Origin of the sequence: Shewanella bicestrii (genome assembly GCF_002216875.1) — a bacterium.
In the GTDB taxonomy this organism is placed as follows: Bacteria; Pseudomonadota; Gammaproteobacteria; order Enterobacterales; family Shewanellaceae; genus Shewanella; species Shewanella seohaensis.
In genome coordinates this window covers 2,332,914-2,350,712 of sequence record NZ_CP022358.1, presented here as the reverse complement: position 1 = coordinate 2,350,712, position 17,799 = coordinate 2,332,914, and the positions used below count along the sequence as shown (strand labels likewise).

Genomic DNA, 17,799 nt, shown 5'->3' with positions numbered 1-17,799 from the left:
AATGTTAACACATTTTTCTCCTGTTAATTTTTTTGCATTTGATTGTTACTTCCTTGTCCTGATAGTATGATAACTTAATTCATCATACAATAGCATAATAGCTATTTTGTTATATGGGATGGGGTTCATAAGGAGAATTGATGCCAGCTATGAGAGTCACACCGAAAACAGCCCTAAAACGTCACCTTAAGATGCTCAATTGTGCGCTGCTAGGCGTATTGGGAACCCTAGGCCAAGTGAGCGCCAAGCAGGTGAGTATTCACGATCCTGTGATGGCAAAAGAGGCCGGACAGTATTATCTCTTCAGCACAGGTCCCGGTATTACCTATTATTCCTCAAAGGATAAAATCCATTGGGAATTAGCTGGGCGGGTATTCGAAACCGAGCCTAGCTGGGCAAAGGACGTTGCGCCAGAGTTTAACGGCCATTTATGGGCGCCGGATATCATTGAGCATAACGGCTTGTTCTATCTGTATTACTCAGTATCAGCCTTTGGTAAAAACACCTCGGCCATTGGCGTGACAGTCAATAAAACCCTCGACAAAAACTCAAAAGACTATCAGTGGACAGATAAGGGAATCGTTATTCAATCTGTGCCAAATCGCGATGTATGGAACGCGATTGATCCCAATATTATTGTCGATGAGCAGGGTACACCTTGGATGAGTTTTGGCTCCTTCTGGCAAGGGTTAAAACTGGTCAAACTCAATCCAGACTTTATCTCTATCGCCAAACCAGAGGAGTGGCACACGCTAGCCAAGCTAGAACGCCCCTCACTGCTGGGTGAAACTGAGCCAGGTCCTGCTGAAATCGAAGCGCCGTTTATCTATAAAAAAGATGACTATTACTATCTTTTTGTCTCCTATGGCCTTTGCTGTCGTGGGGACGACAGCACTTACCACTTAGCCGTGGGCCGCGCCAAAACGGTGACAGGGCCTTACCTCGATAAAGAGGGCAAAGACATGGCGCAAGGCGGCGGATCGGTTTTACTGCATGGCACTAAGGCTTGGCCTGGATTGGGCCATAACAGTGTTTATGCCTTCGATGGCAAAGATTACTTAGTCTTTCATGCCTACGAATCGGCTGATAATGGCTTACAAAAACTCAAGATGGCGGAACTGAGCTGGCGCCAAGGTTGGCCAGAGGTCGATCCTAAGGCGCTCAATCAATACCAGAGCGTATTAGTTGCACCCGAAGGAACAAAATAATAATGACTCATACAATCAACAAACGAATGGCTACGCTTGCGCTGGCCATGGGACTTAGTGCGACCTGCTTGGGGGCAGGTAACCTACACGCTGCAGAGAGTGCGAAGGGCGCGGATGAAAACCGCATTACCGCAGCGACCTTTGCGAATCCGTTATTTCGAAATGGGGCCGATCCTTGGCTCGAATACCACAATGGTAACTATTACCTAACGACCACCACCTGGACCTCTGAGCTGGTGATGCGTAAATCGCCCACCATTGCAGGGCTTGCCGATGCGCCGGCCCACAATATTTGGAGCGGTACCGATAAATCCAACTGCTGTAATTTTTGGGCATTCGAATTCCACCCTCTGCAAACTGCGCAGGGATTACGTTGGTATGTGATTTACACCTCGGGCGTGGCTGAAAACTTCGATGGCCAGCGTAACCATATCCTCGAGAGTGAAGGCAGTGACCCTATGGGGCCATACAAGTTTAAGGGCACGCCAATGCCCGACCACTGGAATATCGACGGCAGCTATTTGGAGTATAAAGGCCAGTTATATTTCCTCTGGTCCGAATGGCATGGCCAAGATCAAGTCAACTTGATTGCCAAGATGAGCAATCCTTGGACCGTCGAGGGCGAACATAAGGTGATCACAGCGCCCATTCACGACTGGGAAAAATCAGGCTTAAACGTCAACGAAGGGCCTGAAATCATCCAGCATGAGGGCAGAACCTTCTTAGTTCACTCGGCAAGCTTTTGTAACACTGAGGATTATTCCTTAGCCGTGGTTGAACTCACAGGTGACGATCCTATGGATCCCGCCGCATGGACTAAGTACGACAAGCCTTTCTTTAGCAAAGCCAATGGCGTCTATGGCCCTGGCCATCATGGTTTCTTCAAGTCTCCCGATGGGAAAGAAGATTGGCTCATTTACCATGGCAACTCCTCGGCCTCCGACGGCTGTAGTGGTACCCGAGCGGCACGTGCTCAACCCTTTACATGGGATAACAAAGGCTTGCCTAAATTTGGCGAACCGATGGCGGATAAAAAGCAATTGCCTGTCCCAAGTGGCGAGTTTGGTCCGATAGCCACTCAAGTGGAAGGCGTGAAATACCGCATCGTGAGCCGTGAGGTCGGTCAATGCTTAGTGACCAATGCCAAGGGCCAGGTCAGTGTCGGTAAGTGCGAAGATGACAACAGCCAATGGGTAATTGATCCGAGTAACGATGGCCTGTATCGCTTTGCTAATGTGGGTCAGGGCACCTTTTTAACTCAGGCTCAGTGCCAAGATGAGTCTTCAACGGCACTGAATTCGGCGCCTTGGGTTGCTTCCCGTTGTCAGCGTTGGTCGGTGGATTCGACCCGTGAAGGCTGGTTCCGTTTCGCAAACGATCTATCCATTGGCAATCTGCAGGCGAAAAACTGCAGTAAAAAGGCCGGCGCCGAGGTGATTGCGGGGGAAAACCGTGTCAGTGAATGCACCGATTGGCGGATTGAGCCAGTTTCAACATTTGCCATAGTCAACGCCCATAGCGGCCGAGTGGTCAGCGCCGAACAATGTCAGCTTAAACCTAATGCCAATGTGGCTCAGTTTGAATACACCGGCGATGCCTGTCAGCAGTGGCAAGCAATGCCGACAACCGATGGATTTTACCGTCTACAATCCATCCAACTTTCAAACAACAAGGCGCAACAATGCCTTGTGACCAACGAAGGTAATCTGGAACTAGGGGCGTGTAATGCAATCGACAGCGAGTTCCGTAGCGAGTTGATGCCAAATGGCTCATTAAGACTAGTGTCTCGCAAGGGCGGTTCGTCCATGAAAGTGGCCAATGGTTCCTATGCCAATGGCGATAACATAGTGGAAGACGTGTGGAAAAACACCATTTCACAACAGTTCTATTTTAGAGAGGTGAAATAATTCATCCCTCTAAATAACTGAGCATCACCACGGCGGTGGCTAAACGCGTGCTTGTAATGTCGTTTAAGTTGAGGTCGCTTAACGGCATCTTGGTTGAGCCTTGTTTGCTCGGCACCAGAGCAGTAGTTGTGTATGCATCTGCTGCTCTTTTTTATTCAGGTGACCCGTCCTAAATAGCGTTGACACTTTTCAAACTCATTTTGGAGAGTGTAATGACTTCAACAATTAAACGAACTCAACGCGATTATTCCCTCGCTTTTAAATTGGCGGTTGTCGACCAAGTGGAAAAAGGCGAGCTGACCTATAAGCAGGCGCAAGACAAGTACGGTATTCAAGGTTGCTCCACCGTGTTAGTGTGGTTACGCAAGCATGGCAAACTGGATTGGTCCCTAGGGACGCCGCCAACATCAATGCGAGGACAGTTGATGACTGAACCCACCACGCTCACCCCCGAGCAAAAGATAAAAGCCCTCGAAGCCGAACTGGAAGATACCCGCATGAAAGCGGCGTTCTTCGAAGCCATTGTCGAAAAACTCAGAACTGACTACGTGATATCCGTCGTAAAAAAGCCACCCGCGAAACGCTCCAAGAAAAAACGGCCATAGGTTATGGCGTCACCCAATGCTGTCGTTACCTTGGCATCAGTCGCCAGGCGTATTATCAACAATGCCAGCGGCAAACAGAATGGGAGCAAAGGGAGCAACAGGTGGTGCAAATGGTACAATATGAACGGCTACTTCAACCGCGAGTCGGTACGCGTAAACTGCAGTATTTACTCAACAAAATGCATCAAATAGTGATAGGACGAGACCGGTTATTTCGCTGTCTTAGGGCGCATCGTTTGTTGGTCACGCCTAAGCGGGCGTACCATAAAACGACCCATAGCCATCATCGATTTAGGTGTCATCCCAACTTGCTTAAGCCCAGCGAGCAGCAAGTAGACATCAGCCGCTCAGAGCAAGTCTGGGTGGCGGATATTACCTATCTGCCACTGCAAGATAATGAAGCCTATTTAAGCTTGGTGACCGATGCCTGGTCACGAAAAATCGTGGGCTATCATGTTGATGATAATCTTAAAACAGACGGGGTGCTAACGGCCTACAAACGGGCGCTGAAGCAGCGACAAGATAAAAGTAAACCGCTGATACACCACTCAGACCGAGGGATACAGTACTGCTCAAACGCGTATCAAGCGGTTCACGCACAACATGGCGTGACATGCTCAATGACAGACGGATATGACTGCTATCAAAATGCCTTAGCAGAGCGAGTGAATGGCATCTTGAAGCAGGAGTTTTTAACACATAAGCCCGCAACGCTGGAGGAGGCGCGACAAATGGTGACAGAAGCGGTAGCCATCTATAATCAACGGCGGCCACATTTGGCCTTAAAATACAAAACGCCCGATGAGGTTCATCGAGCGTTTTAGGTGGAAATAAGTGTCAACTTATTTCAGGACGAGACAAGGCTCTCTTATTCCAAGTTTTATCCCACGAAGGCCTGCCACAATAAACGTATCGCCAGCAGTGTCAGCACCCAATTAAAGGCGACGCCGAAATGTTTATCCGTCACCCGCGCTAACATCTTAAAGCCAAGCCAGGTACCCAAGGCGCCGCTTAAAATCATGCAAAGTAGCAGCGGCCACCAGGGCAGGATAGGAATATCCAGCCCCTCAAAAACGATAATTTTGACCCCATGTTGCAACGACATTGCCATCGCAAAGGTCGCGACAGTGCGAAAACGGTCAACGTCTAATTGTTTGATAAAGGCCGCCACTAAGGGACCTGTCGCGCCGACAAATAACGAGATAAAGGTTGTTACCGCACCAGCGATTATCGTCCCAGCTGTTCCCAGCACCACACGGGGGATTTTCGGTCCCCAGCAGGAGTACAAAATAAACAAGGCGATGGTGAGGTACATGACCTTTGGCGGCAATGCGACTAACACTAAGCTCCCCAAGGCGGCGCCAACGAGCGCGCCGGGTAAGAAACGACTGATAAGCCACCACTGCACATGCTGCCAACCTAATAGGGCGCGGCCCAGATTCGAGCCCAATTGCACCACGCCATGGAGGGGAATAATCACTTGAGGCGGAAGGACTTGCGCCATCACGCCTAATAACATTACGCCACCACCAATCCCGAAGCAGGCGGTAAAAAACGAAGTAAACGCCGCAGTAATTGTCAGCAGGGCAAAGATATCGATAGGGATCAGCGTAAAGTCGAACCAGGCGGTATGCATAGTCAATATTCGAGAAGAGTGGGATCCTTAAGCTAACAAAGCTTGCCCAGAGACAAAAGCAGTTTGATGGCCAGCATGTTCATAAGCGCGGCTATGGCTTTCGCTGTGCATCTAGATTAAAACCATAAAAAAAGCTAATCCACAGGATTAGCTTTTTCGGTTTACACAACAGTGGTCAATTAGAAGGAGTAACGAACGCCCAGAGCAAAGGTACGAGTGAAGATATTGTTCGTACGGTTGAATAGGGTCGAATCCTCATAGTATTCCTGATACACATCGTCCAGCAGGTTAGTCGCATCGAAGCTCACGACTAAGTCATCGCTGATGTTGTAGCTTAACTGGAAGTCCAATGACTGCTCAGGCTTACGATAGATACCGCGAGGCATAGCAAAGAACGCCGCATCATAGGAGTTTAAGAACTCACTACGCCAGGTATAAGACATACGCGCGCTGAAGAAATCCTTATCGTAAATCAACACAGCACTGTAAGACTCATCGGATACCCCAAACATATCGCGGGTCGTAAAGCCAATTTGCTCACCTGTAGCACTATCGAACTCTGGAATATCCTGCGACGAATCCAGCAGTGTCGCACTAAGCTGAGTACCGACACCGTCTAACCAGCTTGGTAATCCTTCAGGGAAGTACACTGCACCTAATTCAAAGCCCGTTAACTTACCGTTTGAGGTGTTACCAGGACGGTTCAGAATATAGGCTTCCTCGATACCATCACCATCGTAGTCATACAGGGTTCTGGTTAATGAACTGTAGACTAAACCTTCAATATCACGGCTGAAGTAAGTACCGTAAATTGAATTGCCATTACCAAAATAGTATTCGAGGGTGAAGTCATAGTTTTTAGAAGTGACAGGCTCTAAATCAGGGTTACCACCACTGGCCGAACCGAAACCTACTTGGGTCAAATCCGGAGTGTAGTAAGTGAAAGAGTTCAAATCCGCAAAGGCGGGTTGGCGAATGGTTTCGGTGTAGGCGAAACGCGCAACAAAATCATCCATTAACCAATAACGCATCACAAAACTAGGCAACACTTTAGAGGTATCGGTAGTATCGCTGCTCACGGCGGTATAGAGATTGTCGTTTTCATCTTTGGCTTTATTGTCAAAGAAGTCCATATCCGCTTTAGTGCCTTCGTAGCGAACGCCCACTTGACCATCTAAACGCTTACCAAAGACTTCAGTATCAAAGTCAGCCATCAGGTAGCCAGCCCAAGCTTGTTCTGAAATATCGAAGGTTTTTTGCAGGACTAGGCTGCTTTGTTCAAAGCCCCAGAGAGATTCAAATTGACTGCGATTTTTATACAGATTGTAACCGTTAATCACCGCCCATGAATCTGGCACATTAGCGCGACCTTCAAAGAAGCCCGATGTCACCAGATACATGGAAGGATCTAAATCTGCATAAGCGATATTTTTCGCGCCGCTTGCCGTGCGATTTGAGTTAGTAGCGTTACGTTTTTCATAACGTGCGCCAAATTGCACTTTAGTGAAAATGGCATAATCCACATACAAGCTGCCATCCATTGTCCAAGACAAGGAATCACCCTCATCTTTACTACCGTTGTCATAGAAATCTGCCGTTTCCCACAGGGCAGGGTTAGTTAAGTCAGACTCATCCAGCGCAGTATCTGGATTATCTAAATAGTTCCAGCTAGGGATACCATCGTCGGCATTAGCATCAATCGCGACACCGTAAACCGTGGTTTGACCGCGCATTGCGGCAAATTCATTCTCATAGGTACTCTGTTGATAAACCACTTCCGACTTTAATTGGAACTCGTCGGTAATGTCCCATTTACCCCCTAAGGCGAAGACATAACTATCGGTACTGGCTTTGGAGTGATCGCCACTGCTGAAGTTGTAAGCATTGTATGCGGTGCGCGATTTCACCACATTGGTGCCATCGTACACTTCAATCCCATCCTGGATCACTTGTTGCCAATTGGCAGCAGAATCGACGGTACTGAACAGCATAGAGTTAAAGCTTTCATTGCGATAACCATTGTAGAAGGCTTCGAAGGTGTATTCAGAGGTATCATTTGGCGCCCATTGCAATGAGATATTAAACGCAGGACGTTCACGCTCGCCCTCGAGAATGTTGCCAAACATCGCATCGCGAGCCAGTAAATATTCTTTGCCATCAATGGTGGCGCCAGCGCTGGTATCGATACCATGGGCTGAACCCACGTTCCAACCACTGGTAATGCGAGTACCATCTTCAACAAAATAGGGGAAGGATGCGCCAGGTGACACACTTTCATCTTTATAGTTAGTGCGGATATAAGACACGTTAACTAATGCGCCCACTTCACCAATACTGGTATCCCAACGATTACTTGCTAATGCACTGAAATTAGGGTCGATAGTATCGGGTTGGTCTGAATAGATGCCTTTAGCAGCAACTGAGACTTTACTGTCTTCAAAATCGAAAGGCTTATGGGTGCGGATATCAATTTGACCCGCAATACCGCTGGCCACTTGAGAAGAAGAACGGGTTTTAAAGACTTCAACACTGCCAAGCAGTGCAGCGGGAATATCGGCGATAGCAACTGAGCGGCCCGTTGCGGTGAAGATTTGGCGGCCGTTCACTGTGGTCGTCACATCCGTTAAACCACGAATACTGACAACATTCGCCTCACCAGACGCGCGGTCAGTCACTTGAACACCGGTTACCCGTTGTAAGGCTTCAACCACGTTATTATCTGGGAATTTGCCAATATCTTCGGCAACGATGGCATCGACAACTTGAATGTTTTGACGTTTAAGTTCTACCGCTTTATTTAAACTACCGCGGATCCCCTGAACCTGTATGATCTCCATCTCTTCATTATTATTTTGCGCTTTGCCGCCAGAAGAGGGCTGTGCCGTTTCTTCTGCCTGAGGCGATTGTGTCGCTTCAGCTTCTGCCGCATACGTCGCTTGACTAGCAAGAGCAAGCAGAATAGCACTTGCCAAATAAGTCTGTTTAAACATCTAGTTAATCTCCGGTAGTTTTATTATTTGACCCGGTAGCCTAAGACACCATCTGACGTCCCGGTCTTTTTTATTCCACTTCAGAGTCACGGACATCCCCACAGTGTCCCTGAAAATTTAGAATTTTGTAGCCTTTTTGTAGCGTATAGTGCGCCGCGTTAAGTCAATTACGCTCCAACGGGCGAGGTTAAGAATTTATCATAACTGTTAAAATCATATTGTATGACTATTTACATGTCAACTCACTGTTTGACGCAATAGGAAAGCAAGATCACATTTCGTTAAAATGCGGAAAATGGGATAAATCACATTTATCCATATGAAATAAAATGAATTAATTGAAAATAATGATGGTTTAGTGGTGAAAACACGACCTGAATTGAATAGGCACAACAGACCCAGCAAGCTGACCTTAACGTCAAATGTTTTGCAAAATCTCACAAATCTCTGTCACAAGATATTTACTTCTATCCCCATAATGCTAATGTAACTTTAGTGTTACAGTAGTATTGTATTACTTTTATATTTGATACATTGATACATTGATACACGCTAACCTAATTATCAAACACAACAATAAAAGGAACGACGCTCATGGTGCTTAAACGCTCATTCGTGTCAGCAAGCTTGATCATGGCACTAGCCTCCTGTGGTGGGGACGACAGCAGCTACAGTGCGAACGACACAAATACCTTTACCCCTCCAGCCCCGGTGACATCGGCAGATCCAACAATTGCAGGTGAGGTGAGCTACAAAAATGCAGTAGTTCATGATCCTTCCATCATTAAAGATACCGATGGCACCTATTATGTTTTCGGCTCACACTTGGCGGTGGCCAGTTCTACAGACTTGATGAACTGGACACAAATTGCCTCGGATGGTGCCGCCAAGAGCAGCCTGTTTAATACCTATGAGTCAGAAATCGCGGAAGGCACGGCATGGACGGGTGGCTTTGTTGGTTCGTGGGCACCGGATGTGATAAAGCTTGCCGACGGTAAGTACCATTTCTATTACGACTTCTGTGGCGGCCCCGATAAGATTGATTGCGTATCGCGATCCTATTTGGGGATGGCCACCTCGGACAATATTCTCGGTCCCTATGTTAACCAAGGCTTGATCTTAAAGTCTGGACAGGTTGGAGCCGAAAACCCCGGTGCCAATGGTCAAAACTACAATGGTTTTGTCGACCCTAACGCTATCGATCCAGCCGTGTTTTACGATAAAGATGGCGGCCTGTGGATGACCTATGGTTCCTATTCCGGCGGGATCTGGGTGATGCAGTTAGATCCAGCAACGGGTAAACCGTTAGCGGATCAGGGCTATGGCACTAAGATCATGGGCGGCAATTACAGTGCGATTGAAGGGTCTTATGTTATCTATAGCCCTGAATCCGAATACTATTATATGTTTACCTCCTTTGGTGGCTTCGCCCAAAAAGACGGTTACAACATTCGTATCTCTCGCTCTAAAAATCCTAACGGTCCCTATGTGGATGCTGCGGGTCTGGACATGATTGGAGCAACGGCCGCAGGCAATATCGCCGACTATGGCGTCAAACTGATGGGCGGTTTCCAATTTGTGGCCCACCCGGGCGATGTGGGTCATGATCACGGTTACCTGTCACCCGGCCACAACTCCGCTTTTTATGATGCACAAACGGGCAAATACTTCTTAGTATTCCATACGCGCTTCCCCGATACCGGCGAAGGTCACAGCGTGCGCGTGCATGAGCTATTTCTCAACAGCGATGGTTGGTTAGTTGCCTCACCACAGCGTTATGCACCGATCAACGGCGATAACATTGTCGATGAAATCGATGTCACTGGTGATTATCAATTCATTAATCACGCAAAAGATATCAATACGGCGGCGCACACCTCCCTGCACATTAAGTTATCCCGTACTTGGACCAATAAAGGCAATGTATCTGGCGATGTGACTGGTACTTACCAGCAGGGCGATGACAACCAAATCACCTTAATGCTAGACAATTTAGGCACTTTTGAAGGCGTACTCGCTTGGCAATGGGATCCTGAGCAAAACAAACTCATGCCGACATTTAGCGCCATTTCTAATGATGGGGTAAGTATTTGGGGCGTGAAGCTCACCGATAAAACCACTGAGGAAATTTTAACGGCATCGGCAAACGGCATTAGCCTGCCGACCGAAGCTACCGAAGGTAAAATCGCCTTACCGACACAAGGTACCCGTGGATCAACTATCGAGTGGCAATCGAGCGACGAGTCAGTGATCAGAACCGATGGCACCATTATCCGACCCAACGTTGGCGAGGGCGATAAGGTCGTCACCTTAACCGCGACAATTATGGTCAATGGAAAGAAGGTGACTAAAACCTTCCAAATTACCGTATTTGCCCATAAAACCTATAACCGTATTGCCCACTACAGCTTCGAGAATAACCTCAAGGATTCCCTAGGCTTATTTGGTGATGGTCAACCCACTGGCGATAGGATCTTCAAAGCGGGTGATGCCATTGGTTACGCCACAGGCTTTGAAGGACAAGCCCTCTCATTAGATGGTGCCCACGGGGTGTTACTGCCATCGGGCATTATCTCCAGCTACGAGTACACAGTGTCTTTCTGGGCAAGTCCTGCGGTTATCACAGGATTTACCACGGCATTCTTCGGCGCAGTTAACGAGCAAACCGCTGAAGATGGTAGCAAGTTCTCCAATACTTGGGTCAGCTTGCTGCCACAGGGCTGGGACGGTAATACCATGTTCTGGAGCCATAATATCGATACCAGCGGCAGCTCAGTGCTGGAGACCTGGTTTGATGGTGTCACTGGTGAGCGCATCGCTGAAAACACTTGGTCGCATCTAGCGTTCTCCGTCAATAAAGGGCTAGTTAAAGTCTTTATCAACGGGGTTGAGCGCTTCAGTAGCGGTAACCTTGCCAACTACTATACGGGTGCACAGGGTATTTTCGGTCTTGGTGTTAACTACTGGGATCTGCCATACAACGGCCTTATCGATGAGCTGAAAGTATATGAAGCAGCATTAACAGCTGAAGAAGTCAAAGCCCTCGATATCGACAAGTTAGCCGACAGTGAACTCTTGTCCTCAGCAACGGCCATTCTGGAGCTAGGCGACTTATCGGCGGTGCGTGAAAATATCGAACTGCCAGTAACGGGTCCTTACGCTTCGGCAATTACTTGGGTCTCTTCCGATCCAACCATTATCGATACCCGCGGCACAGTCAATCAGCCTGGCCGTGAGGAAACCGATAAGGTGGTGACCCTAACGGCAACCTTAAAACTCGGTCAAGCGACGCAGACGAAAGTCTTCACCGCCACCGTTAAGTCTAAGGCGCCGCCAACACCAGTCGCAGTCTACAGCTTTGAAGACAATCTTAACGACAGTACCGCTAACTTCGGCGCGGGCACTGTAGTGGGTAACCTGATTGGCGTTGAAGGCGGTAAAATCAGCTATATGGATGGCGCGGTAGGCAAGGCGGCGGTCTTTGATGGTGCCTCTGGTATTGTATTGCCGAATAACCTTATCAAAGACTACACCTATTCAGTGTCAATGTGGCTCAACCCTGAGCAGCTGAATAAGTACACTACAGCCTTGTTTGGTTATGCAACTGATTCTAGCTGGACCAGCGTCTTACCAGGCGGTCAAAATGATTATGAGCGCATGGTGTTATGGTCAGGCACAGCATGGTACGACGGTAGAACCGGTTTTGTAATGCCAAAATCCCAATGGACGCACCTGGCGTACACTGTGAATGGCGGCGATGTGAAGGTCTATATCAATGGTGAATTGAAGTTTACCGGCGCGAACTTCCCGAACATCTTCTCAGTACCGACCACTAAGTTTGCGGTCGGGGTCAACTTCTGGGATGCACCTTTCAAAGGGGCAATCGATGAAATCAAGTTCTATGACGAAGCGATTACTGAACAAGATGTAGCTGATTTATTTGGTGAATCTAATCAATAATTGAGATTAGCTGTCTATACTGAAAGCACCCATTCGGGTGCTTTTTTATTGTTTGCAGCATGGAAATTGAATTCTGGTTATCCGTGGCTAAGGAATCTAATGACTGTTTTTCGTCTATTTACGCTGACAACGCTCACCATGTTGGCCTTTGCCTGTAACTCGATACTTTGCCGGCTTGCGTTAAAGGATGGCAGTATCGATGCGGGCAGCTTTACCCTGATCCGGTTGTTGTCGGGTGCCATCATGCTCTGGCTATTAAGCCTTAACAAACCTGCGCAGGAGGCCAAGGGCCATTGGGGCTCAGCCTTGCATTGTTTGTCTACGCAGCCGGATTTTCCTACGCCTATATCAATATGACGGCCTCAATGGGGGCTCTGTTACTCTTTGGCGCCGTACAAGCCACCATGATTGGCTATGGGCTGTACCGAAAAGAAATCTTTAATACCAGACAATGGCTTGGATTAGCCTGCGCCGCTGCCGGTTTGATTTTTCTGCTGTTACCTGGGCTGTCGGCGCCGCCACTAATGAGTTCATTGTTGATGATAAGCGCTGGGGTCGCTTGGGGGATTTATTCGATTAAGGGTAAGGGAGCCAAGCATCCCATTCCTGTCAGTGCAGGCAACTTTATCCGCACTGTGCCGATGGCACTGTTATTACTGTTATTAGTTCGAGATCCCTTAGCGGTAAGTCAGATGGGAATTATCTATGCGTTAGCTTCGGGCGCCATCGCTTCAGGCTTAGGTTATGCGATTTGGTATTCCATTTTACCTTTATTGTCATCCACCTACGCCGCCACTGTACAGTTGAGTGTGCCGTTAATTGCCGCCGTTGGCGGAGTGCTATTGCTGGGTGAACCCCTAAGCCTTAGATTACTGCTAGCCTCCTGTGCCATCCTCGGTGGCATTGCACTAGTTGTCCTCAGCAAATCTGCACCACAAAATAAAAGCTAAATAGAAAGAAACATTTATCTTTTCCTTTTGCCCTTGCGTCTGCCAACGCCTTGTTTAAGAATAAGGCCATTCTGGGTAAAAGGACGTCTTGAGTAAATCATGCAAACGGTCACGGTTGGCGATCTGTTGATGACAATCCCTGTGGGCAACCGCCTTGGTGAAGGTGTGCTATGGGATGATTTACACCAATCTATTTGGTGGACCGACATTTTATCCTCTGTGATTTATCGTTTTCATCTCGCGAGCCGCTCCTTAGAGACTTTCCCCATGCCGCACCGCGTCGGCTCCTTTGGCCTCACGGTAAAGCCTACAACACTTATCGTCGCATTCGATATCGGTATTGCAACTTATGATATTGAAGATCAAAGCCTGACATGGTTGGCGCAGCCAGAATCTCATTTTGCTGGCAATCGCTTTAATGATGGTCGGATTGATAGGCAAGGGCGTTTTTGGGCGGGCACTATGGTTGAGCGGCGCGATACTTTGCAACAAACCGCAGCCCTGTATTGTCTAGATGAGAAAGGTCTTTGCCACCAACACCTTACAAATCTCGAAATCTCCAACGGCCTGTGCTGGAGCGTAGATGGGCGAACGCTCTACCATGCTGATTCGCCAAAACACCAAATCTATCAATATGATTTTGATATTGAGCAGGGGTTATTGAGTCGTAAGCGCCTCTTTGCGAGCACGAGCCATCATATTTTCCCTGATGGTTCAGATGTCGATGCGGCGGGTTATCTCTGGAATGCCCAGTGGGGCGGTGGCCAGGTGGTGCGCTATCGTCCCGATGGTGAAGTCGATCTTATCCTCAAATTGCCCGTTACCCACCCAACCAGCATTGCTTTTGGCGGCGAAAAGCGTGATTTACTGATAGTCACCAGTGCCAAACACTCACTTAACGCATCGCAATTAGACCAAGAGCCGCAAGCAGGCGATGTGTTTATCTACCCATTACAGGGTATTTATGGTGTAAGCAGCCCTCGTTTTGGCGGGCAGCTATAAGTTTAGATCAGCGTTTTTAGCGAAAATCTTGTTATCACAGCCACACATCAATCCCTTAGACAAAAACGATTTACCGTAATTTCAGGTAAAATCCCCCTTTGTTGCCCCAATCATTTACCTTAAATTGTGATCTTGCTCAAAAAGCAGCTAATCGGTATTTTCACTCATAATCTGAGCAACTGGCGCCACTTTTGTGATGCGCATCAACAATAAGATTTACGCCCATCGGAAATTGGTACAAAGCGGACAAATTGGCCAATCAAAATGTCCACATCATAAAAGGCATTTAATTCTATATGTTGACGAAAATTAAACGCATTAATCTTATAACCTCGCAGCAAATCCTTTTATTTAGATATTTATTCCATTGAAGACTTAATGTGACTTTGATCACCTGTCGGAAATTGTCATTATTGGTCACTTTTTTATACTCGCACCATGAGTAGGGTTAAGTTCTCTACTCAAGCATGCAGCGTATTCGCTGCAACTTGTGAGCACATAAAAGAGAGTGTGTGAAATGACAATGAATAGACGACAGTTTTTTAAACTCTGTGCTGTAGGAGCCGCGACTTCTGCTATTTCTGCACTGGGGTTAATGTCCGAAAAGGCATTTGCATCCGTCAGAGGTTTTAAATTGCTACGCGCAAAAGAGACGCGTAACAATTGTTGCTACTGCTCTGTGGGTTGTGGTTTGTTGATGTACAGCCAAAGCAGTAATGGGAAAAATGCGGAGCAGAGCATTTTTCATATCGAAGGCGATGCCGATAATCCGATTAACCGCGGCGCCCTGTGTCCAAAAGGGGCTGGACTGGTTGATTATGTGAACAGTCCGCACCGTTTAAAATATCCTGAAGTGCGTTTACCTGGTTCGGATAAATGGCAGCGCATTAGCTGGCATGAGGCCTTTAAGCGTATCGCAAGGCTTATCAAAGACGAGCGTGATGCCAATCTGGTTGAGAAAAATACCCAGGGGCAAACCGTTAACCGCTTAGTCAGCCTAGGGATGATGACGTCATCGGCCCAAGCAAACGAAGGCTGCTACATTACCCATAAATTTGGCCGTGCCATTGGTATGTTAGGGATAGATAACATCGCCCGTGTTTGCCACGCCCCAACACCGGCCGCAATGGCGCCCACCTTTGGCCGCGGTGCAATGACTAACCACTGGGCGGATATGAAAAATACCGATCTGGCCATTGTAATGGGTGGTAATGCTGCAGAAGCGCATCCCGTCGGCTTTGGTTGGGTGACAGAAGCGATGGAGCATAACAACGCCAAGTTGATTGTGGTCGATCCGCGCTTTAACCGAAGTGCTGCCGTCGCCGATTTATATGCGCCTATTCGTTCAGGCACCGATATTGCCTTCCTGCTCGGCATGATCCGCTACCTGCTCGAAACCCAGCAAATCAACTTTAATTATGTCAAAGCCTATACCAACGCCACGTTTATCGTGCGGGAAGACTTTGAATTTAATGACGGTTTATTCAGTGGCTACGATGAGGCTAACCATAAATACGACCAATCCACTTGGTTCTACGAGCTAGATGAAGAGGGTTACGCAAAAGTTGACCCTAGCTTAAGCCATCCTCGCTGCGTGATTAACCTGCTGAAAAAACACGTCGATCGCTACGATCCCGACACGGTTTCTAGCATCACAGGTACGCCTAAAGAAGCCTATCTTGAAGTGTGTCAGCAAATTGGGGCGACCCATGTTGACCATAAAGCCGCCACCTTCCTGTATGCCCTTGGTTGGACACAGCACAGCGTTGGCGCGCAAAACATCCGTACCATGGCGATGATCCAATTGCTGCTTGGCAATATGGGGATCATGGGCGGTGGCGTGAATGCGCTGCGCGGTCACTCAAACGTACAAGGCGCGACGGACTTAGGTTTATTGTGCCAAGGATTACCTGGCTACCTTAAACTGCCACAGGATAGAGATGTTGATTTACAAAACTATTTAGCCCATTACACCCCTAAAGCCTTAAGACCAAACCAAACCAACTATTGGCACAATTACCCAGCCTTTACCGTGTCGTTGTTAAAAGCCTTCTTCGGTGAACATGCAACGGCAGAGAATGATTATGGTTATGACTGGCTGCCAAAATGGGACCAACAGTACGATATCAACAAGCAAATCGACATGATGGTTCACGGTGAGGTTAACGGCTACTTTATCCAAGGCATCAACGCGCTTAACTCCCAGCCCGATAAGCAAAAAGTGTCTAAGGGCTTATCGAATCTGAAGTTCTTAGTGGTGCTGGATGCGCTCGCGAACGAAACATCGAGCTTCTGGCGCAATGCGGGTCAATTCAACGATGTTGATACCGCCAGTATTCAAACCGAAGTCTTCCGCTTACCAACTACATGTTTTGCTGAGGAAAGTGGTTCAATTGCTAACTCGAGCCGCTGGTTACAATGGCACTTTAAGGGCGCTAATCCTCCCGGTGAAGCCTTGTCTGATCCTGCGATCCTTTCTGGCATCATGCTGGAATTAAAACGTTTATACCGTGAAGAGGGCGGCCGTTTACCTGCGCCTATCGAAGCCATTAAATGGGACTATGCGATTGAGCATGAACCAAGTTCAGAGGAAATCGCGCGGGAGATGAACGGTTATGATCTCACGACCGGTAAGCTGCTCAATGGTTTCTCCGAATTAAAAGCCGATGGCTCAACCTCATGCGGTATTTGGGTTTACTCAGGCATGTGGACTGAAGCGGGCAACTTGATGGCGCGCCGCGATAATAGCGATCCATCCGGCAAAGGTATTACCCCGAATTGGTCATTCGCTTGGCCTGCAAACCGCCGCATCTTGTACAACCGCGCATCATGCGACGTGCAAGGTAAGCCGCGCGATCCAAGCCGTGTGCTACTCGAGTATAAGGACAACAAGTGGCAGGGTATTGATGTGCCAGACTTTAATGCCAAATTGAATGCCGAAGAATCGGCCCATCCTTTCATCATGCAAGCTGATGGCGTTGGCCACTTATTTGCGCTGCGTGACTTAAAAGATGGCCCATTCCCAGAGCATTATGAACCGTTTGAATCACCACTGGCGAGTAATCCGCTGCATCCTAAGGTCACCAATAACCCGGTGGCACGGATGTTCAAAGGCTTACGTGAAAGCTTTGGTACCAATGAAGAATTCCCCTATGTTGGCACCACTTACTCAATGACGGAACACTTCAACAACTGGACCACGCATTGCCACCTTGCTGCGATTACCCAGCCACAGCACTTTATCGAAATCGATGAAACCTTGGCGGCGGAAAAGGGCATCAATAACGGTGATTGGGTCAAGGTGAGCTCTAAGCGCTCGCATATTGTCACTAAGGCCTATGTCACTAAACGACTCCAACCCATGATGGTTCAGGGCAAAAAAGTTCACACCATAGGTATTCCACGCCATGGCAGTTATGAGGCCTTGACGCAGAAGAGTTATATCGTCAACGAGCTGACTTCATCTGTGGGCGATGCCAATACCCAAACCCCTGAATACAAAGCATTCCTTGTGAATATTGCCAAAGCGGAGGGCTTCTAA

The 17,799-nt window shown here is 48.0% G+C and carries 8 protein-coding genes and 1 pseudogene; 7 read left to right on the top strand and 2 right to left on the bottom strand.

Going from position 1 to position 17,799, the window contains the following annotated elements; genetic code table 11:
- Positions 1–140: 140 nt before the first annotated feature.
- The 3 genes from CF168_RS10300 to CF168_RS10290 all read left to right on the top strand — a co-directional run bounded on the left by CF168_RS10300 (position 141) and on the right by CF168_RS10290 (position 4,544).
- On the top strand, positions 141–1,208 hold the full coding sequence (locus CF168_RS10300; protein ID WP_089067779.1) for an arabinan endo-1,5-alpha-L-arabinosidase: 1,068 nt from the start codon (positions 141–143) through the stop codon (positions 1,206–1,208).
- Positions 1,209–1,210: 2 nt separating this feature from the next.
- Positions 1,211–3,115: a family 43 glycosylhydrolase gene (locus CF168_RS10295; RefSeq protein WP_089067778.1), complete on the top strand. Its 1,905-nt coding sequence runs from the start codon at positions 1,211–1,213 to the stop codon at positions 3,113–3,115.
- A 212-nt stretch (positions 3,116–3,327) separates the two neighbouring features.
- A protein-coding gene (locus CF168_RS10290) for an IS3 family transposase (protein WP_089067777.1) occupies positions 3,328–4,544 on the top strand; the annotation gives its coding sequence in 2 pieces (ribosomal slippage) (positions 3,328–3,676 and positions 3,676–4,544; 1,218 coding nt in all).
- A 56-nt stretch (positions 4,545–4,600) separates the two neighbouring features.
- On the opposite strand, the gene CF168_RS10285 is transcribed toward CF168_RS10290, so the two are convergent.
- Positions 4,601–5,356, bottom strand: coding sequence for a sulfite exporter TauE/SafE family protein (locus CF168_RS10285; protein WP_089067776.1), 756 nt, complete (start codon positions 5,354–5,356; stop codon positions 4,601–4,603).
- A 179-nt stretch (positions 5,357–5,535) separates the two neighbouring features.
- Positions 5,536–8,346 carry a TonB-dependent receptor gene (locus tag CF168_RS10280; protein WP_089067775.1) on the bottom strand — a complete coding sequence of 937 codons (2,811 nt, stop codon included), beginning with the start codon at positions 8,344–8,346 and terminating at the stop codon, positions 5,536–5,538.
- A gap of 594 nt (positions 8,347–8,940) precedes the next feature.
- Between CF168_RS10280 and CF168_RS10275 the strand changes: the two genes are divergently transcribed.
- From CF168_RS10275 to fdnG, 4 genes and pseudogenes are all read left to right on the top strand, one after another.
- Entirely contained in the window at positions 8,941–12,306 is a 3,366-nt protein-coding gene (locus CF168_RS10275; protein WP_089067774.1) for a LamG-like jellyroll fold domain-containing protein, read from the top strand.
- Positions 12,307–12,405: 99 nt separating this feature from the next.
- Positions 12,406–13,256, top strand: a pseudogene (locus CF168_RS10270) (DMT family transporter).
- Positions 13,257–13,355: 99 nt separating this feature from the next.
- Positions 13,356–14,258 carry an SMP-30/gluconolactonase/LRE family protein gene (locus tag CF168_RS10265; protein ID WP_089067773.1) on the top strand — a complete coding sequence of 301 codons (903 nt, stop codon included), beginning with the start codon at positions 13,356–13,358 and terminating at the stop codon, positions 14,256–14,258.
- 523 nt (positions 14,259–14,781) lie between these two features.
- Entirely contained in the window at positions 14,782–17,799 is a 3,018-nt protein-coding gene (fdnG, locus tag CF168_RS10260; protein ID WP_089068948.1) for a formate dehydrogenase-N subunit alpha, read from the top strand.